Annotated in this window: 3 protein-coding genes and 2 pseudogenes; 1 reads left to right on the top strand and 4 read right to left on the bottom strand. The window is 57.0% G+C overall.

Annotation, left to right across the window (positions count from 1 at the left end):
- Positions 1 to 94: 94 nt before the first annotated feature.
- A pseudogene (locus ACIQF4_RS21110) lies at positions 95 to 1075 on the top strand (ABC transporter ATP-binding protein); the annotation flags it as partial.
- 32 nt (positions 1076 to 1107) lie between these two features.
- Here ACIQF4_RS21110 and ACIQF4_RS21115 read toward each other — a convergent pair.
- The 4 genes and pseudogenes from ACIQF4_RS21115 to ACIQF4_RS21130 all read right to left on the bottom strand — a co-directional run.
- Positions 1108 to 1725, bottom strand: a complete 618-nt coding sequence (locus ACIQF4_RS21115) for a DUF4276 family protein (RefSeq protein ID WP_400517510.1) — start codon at positions 1723 to 1725, stop codon at positions 1108 to 1110.
- On the bottom strand, positions 1722 to 3131 hold the full coding sequence (locus ACIQF4_RS21120) for an AAA family ATPase (RefSeq protein ID WP_400517509.1): 1410 nt from the start codon (positions 3129 to 3131) through the stop codon (positions 1722 to 1724). Before ACIQF4_RS21120 ends, ACIQF4_RS21115 begins: the two co-directional genes overlap by 4 nt.
- Positions 3132 to 3193: 62 nt before the next feature.
- The gene (locus ACIQF4_RS21125; RefSeq protein ID WP_400517548.1) at positions 3194 to 4099 is read right to left on the bottom strand and encodes a TOPRIM nucleotidyl transferase/hydrolase domain-containing protein; all 906 of its coding nucleotides are present in this window, start codon (positions 4097 to 4099) and stop codon (positions 3194 to 3196) included.
- Positions 4100 to 4213: 114 nt separating this feature from the next.
- Positions 4214 to 4564 (bottom strand): annotated as a pseudogene (locus tag ACIQF4_RS21130) (AAA family ATPase); the annotation flags it as partial.
- Between the last annotated feature and the right edge of the window lie 154 nt (positions 4565 to 4718).

Here is a 4718-nt window from a genome sequence, read left to right on the forward strand (position 1 = left end):
GCTCGGCTTCCGCAACCTCGCGAACTACACAGCCAGGAGCCTGCTCGAGGCCGGAGGTTTCAGACCCTCGCTACACCCTTGATTCCGAAGAGCCGTGTATGTGGGGATCGCGGTGGTGGGCGGGCTGCAGGTGGCGTTCGGGGCGATGCAGCTGGGCGATGTGCAGGCGTTCATCCAGTACTCGCGGCAGTTCACCATGCCGCTGGCGCAGCTGGGGTCCATGGCGAATGTGCTGCAGTCCGGGGTGGCGTCGGCCGAGCGGGTGTTCTCGTTGCTGGATGAGGAGGAGGAGTCCGTTGAGCCTGCTCCTTCTGCCGGGCCGGTGTTCGGGCGCGGGCGGCTGGTGTTCTCGGATGTGTCGTTCTCGTATTCGCCGGACCAGCCGCTGATCTCTTCTTTGTCTCTGGTGGCGGAGCCGGGGCAGACGGTGGCGATTGTGGGACCCACCGGGGCGGGCAAGACCACGCTGGTGAACCTGATGATGCGCTTCTATGAGATTGATGCGGGGCGGATAACGCTCGACGGCGTGGACGTCACCTCGGTGCCGCGGCGCGAGCTGCGCTCGCGGATGGGCATGGTGCTCCAGGATACGTGGCTGTTTGCCGGGTCCATCCGGGACAACATTGCGTACGGGCGGCCTGGTGCTACCGAGGCCGAGATCCTGGAGGCGGCCCGGGCGACGTATGTGGACCGGTTCGTACGGTCACTGCCGGACGGGTATGACACGCTGCTGGAGGACGAGGGGTCCAACGTGTCCGCGGGGGAGAAGCAGCTGCTGACGATTGCACGGGCGTTCCTGGCCCGGCCTTCGGTGCTGATACTGGATGAGGCGACGTCCTCGGTGGATACGCGGACCGAGGTGCTGGTGCAGAAGGCGATGAGTGCGCTGCGGTCCGACAGGACTTCTTTTGTCATCGCGCACCGCCTGTCCACCATCCGCGACGCCGACCTCATCCTGGTGATGGAGGCCGGCCAGATCGTTGAACAGGGCACGCACGCGTCGCTGCTCGCTGCGGGCGGGGCTTACGCGCGGCTGTACGAGGCCCAGTTCGCGGCTCCCGTGGCGGAGGTTTGACCGGCCGTGCGTCCCATTTGGAGCAGGACGAGTCAGCTACAGAGCTCCGTGGTCTTCAAAGTTACATCCTCTACAAATCGCTGCCATGACGGCAAGCTCTTGATAGGCCCATCATGGTCCAGACGTTCAAGAAGGGTGGCGCGGTGTTGAGGAAACTGCTTAGCCTGCCTCTTATACCTTGCGCCTTTGGTTTCGCTAGCGGCTAGATACGCCTTCTGCAAAATTTCTTTCGGCGATTTCGTTGATTCAATCTTCGACAGCGACGGCACCCCCAAAGCCTGTTTCCCGCTCGGCCGTCCTGCAACGGAGCGAATCTGCGCTTCGTCCGCTAGCAGCCAGGCTTCGAGCTCCTGAACTGGGACGACAGGTACCACCCGGTCGCTGCAACCCAAGGAGGACGCAGCGTCGTGAATCTCTTCATATCGTGGCTTAGGGTCGCTGCTGTCAGCGTCTCGGTGAACAAAGATCAGATCGACCTTGGCTTGCTCAGCAAGAACTTGGCTAATCCTCTCCTTGGTAGGGCCCTTGTACTCCCGAGATGCTCCCACGACTTTGGATGCCCCAGCCTTGATCATCAGAGTCCTGAGGTGTGCGACGAGACCATCATCCGATGTGCCTTCTCGGATTAGCGCGAAAGTCAATTCTGTCATCGTTTCGCCCTCACTGCATCAATTTCGGTTGCACTGAGCTGCATGGGGGCATCTTCGGGAAGCACTAAGTAATCGGTGATGAGAGCTTTCGAGCCCGCGTAACCATCTCCAATATCACGCCAGGTTCCCGCCATAGGGATCAACTGCACAGTCCTAACTTCATGCCCGTTCCTTAGGATGCTCATTGGCAAGGCCAAGAGCAGGTCCTCGGGATTTTGCTCGGCAACAAAATGAGGTGAATGGGTATTCACTAGCACCTGACGTAAAGGGTTGCCCGACCCAATCTCGTCCTCCACGTCAACGGCAAGATCGCGCAGTAGGTCAACCAGCGACGCAATCTTGGCTGGGTGGATGCCGTTCTCTGGTTCTTCCATGCAGATGACGCCACCGAACTCGTTGTCTGCCTCGATCACGCTTAAAGCTAGGAAACGTAAAGTTCCCTCTGAAAGGACTTGAGCTGGAAGAAATGGTCCCGACCCCACCTTCGCCTGAAGCGTAAGAATGTCCCGTTTTTCGTCGAAGTCAATTTCAATTTCACGTACATCGGTTAGGGCTGACGCCGTAGCGGCGACACGTGCCAAAACGTCATTGTCATCCTCGGAGAGCCTTGTTAGGGCAGCCGCAAGGTGAGACCCATTAGAACCTATGACGCTCGTGTCACTTGTGGAATCTGGAGATCTCATCGCGGATGGCTCCAGTGCAAGTTTCCGCCACTGTTGCATTTCACGCTTCGCGGCCAAAATTGTAGGGTCATCCGAAGTGTTTGTAGTTGAGACGACTGTCCTTTGTGTGCGCTCCGCTGACGATTTCCGCGGTTGTCCCCGGCTTCCGCCGTCTTGGTGCACCTGAATGATGGTCGTCCCTGCGGCGTCCTTGTCAGTTGAAATGTAGCGAGTACGTCGCGCATTCATCACCAACGAACTAATAAAAGCTCTGTCGCGAACCCATCTCAGGTGGTTTTTGGCTTCGCTTTTACCTATGTAGGTCAGACTCTCCCGAACAAGTCGGATGTTACCGAACCGGCCACTGATTTTTGCCGTAGGTGCCTCGTAGGCCAGTTCGAGCTCGTAACGTAAGAAGGTGCTGGTGGCCGCTGCCGGTTGGCCAAAGTCATCTTCGACATTTGGGCTTACGATCATTTCGACTGCCAGTTGCATGTTCTCATACCGGCCGCTGCCATCCAGCCAAAAAAGCGTTCTTGGATCTCCAACTCGGTCGCCCGCCGCGCGAAGATTTTGGGCGGCGTCGAGAAAGGTTGTATTAGACAGCAATGATATGAACTCGATGGCGTCAAACAGATTTGACTTACCAACGGCGTTAGGTCCGGCTATGCAAGTGTAGACACCAAAGTCGACCGCAACGTCAAATAAATTCTTAAATCCATTTACTTCCAGGCGAGTAAGCACACCCCTACACTACCCTTTCACCGTCGACCGTCCTCCACACGCGCCGCGCATCAAACATGTGGCTATGACACGAGGTTAGTACTCGACAAGATCATGGCATCAGAGGGTGTGCTTCGATCGAAGTCCATCCAGAAGCCGGCGAACTCAATCGGACGCTTCACCGTAAGGCGGTACCTTCCGTTAGGCAAAGGTGCTATATCAACAAGTTGTCCGTCGATGGTTGCAGTCGTGCCTACAGGACGGTCGAATATTGCTAGTGGATCGATTCCTTGGGCATGATTTATTGCGTTAGCGATACGTTCCACGGCGGCGCGCAGTAGATGCGAAAGGTCACCACGAGGGTCAAGTTCAAACCCGCACCAGTCGCTCACATAGTCAATATCGCCAGGCATGGCGGCCGCAGTGTCTGGTTGCGCTTTGCCCTTCACTATCTTCAAAACGTCTTCAAGCGTCCCTTGCGGATGAAGCCATAGACCTTCGTTGCGCCATACTTCCAGTAACTTGTTTCGTCGACTAAGTAATCCGCTCTCTCCAACATCGAGATCGGCAAGCCAACGCGCCCGGCTTCGTTCGTCTTTGCCGACTGCTGCTTGATTAGCAGCCTCGATCAGTGGCCTTAAGGCGACGTGGGTTGCAGGAGGCTCCGCGAAGAGTTCTTCCCGATATCTTTTCTGCAGGAGGGGGCTTTGATCGATAGTCCGCTGAACATCTGCCGTGAAGATCGCGTCCAAATCGGCGACGGCGCGCACGTCAATCTGCAAGCTCTTTGCAATAGAGAACCAAAGGGCAACGGCATTGCTGGATCCGCAGGGGACAAATTCCGTCTGGGCTACAACCGCAGGATCTTTGGTCCTCGACAAGGCTGTTCTGAGCGCCATCACATCGTGAGGCCCTTCGACAAGAACAGGACGAGGCGCAAAAACAAGCTGATTTATTAGGTTCATGTTTGTAGCCAAACTGGCAGTCACTCGACCAGCCTGCGACCCACCAAAGTGAGAAGCGATATTCGAAGGCTTCTGATTAGTTCTGAAAAACCAGATCGAACGTAATTCATCGGCAGATGCAGGCCGAAGCACTGATGGTTCATGGGTCACAACCACGGCGTTTCGGCCGGTTTTCGTACACTCGCTTACAAGTTCGGACACCCAAAGTCGCGCCATGGACGGGTGGAGATGTAACTCAGGCTCGTCGACGACTATTAGACTCCAGTCGCTTCTGTATAGAGCTGTAAGGAGAACGACTAGCTCCCGGAGTCCGTGACCTTCATCTCTGAAAAGTGAGTACTCGATGCTGCCTACGCGTACGTAAGGGTCTAGATATCCGGCAGTTTCGCGGAGCTCTATCACTCGACCCAACGCCTTGCGCATGAAAGCGGCCACCCGTAGAGCCACGTCGGGCTGTTCCCTCAAGACAAGCATCTGTTCAGTTGCCATTCCATGCTCTCGCGACTGTTGGGTCCAGTGCTCTCGATTCTCGCTGCCCAACGCGATGCCCTTAGCCTCGATCCACCGATGAGCCTTCGGCTGGCCGTCCTGGCGTGACCGGTGCGAGATGATGCGCCGCGGGCAGGGGTGTGTTCCGGGCGTC

Origin of the sequence: Pseudarthrobacter sp. NPDC092202 (assembly GCF_044755505.1) — a bacterium.
Taxonomy (GTDB): domain Bacteria; phylum Actinomycetota; class Actinomycetes; order Actinomycetales; family Micrococcaceae; genus Arthrobacter.

Excerpts from the sequence above, each read along its gene's own strand:
- ACIQF4_RS21115 (WP_400517510.1), bottom strand. The coding sequence starts at position 1,725 with ATGACAGAATTGACTTTCGCGCTAATCCGAGAAGGCACATCGGATGAT.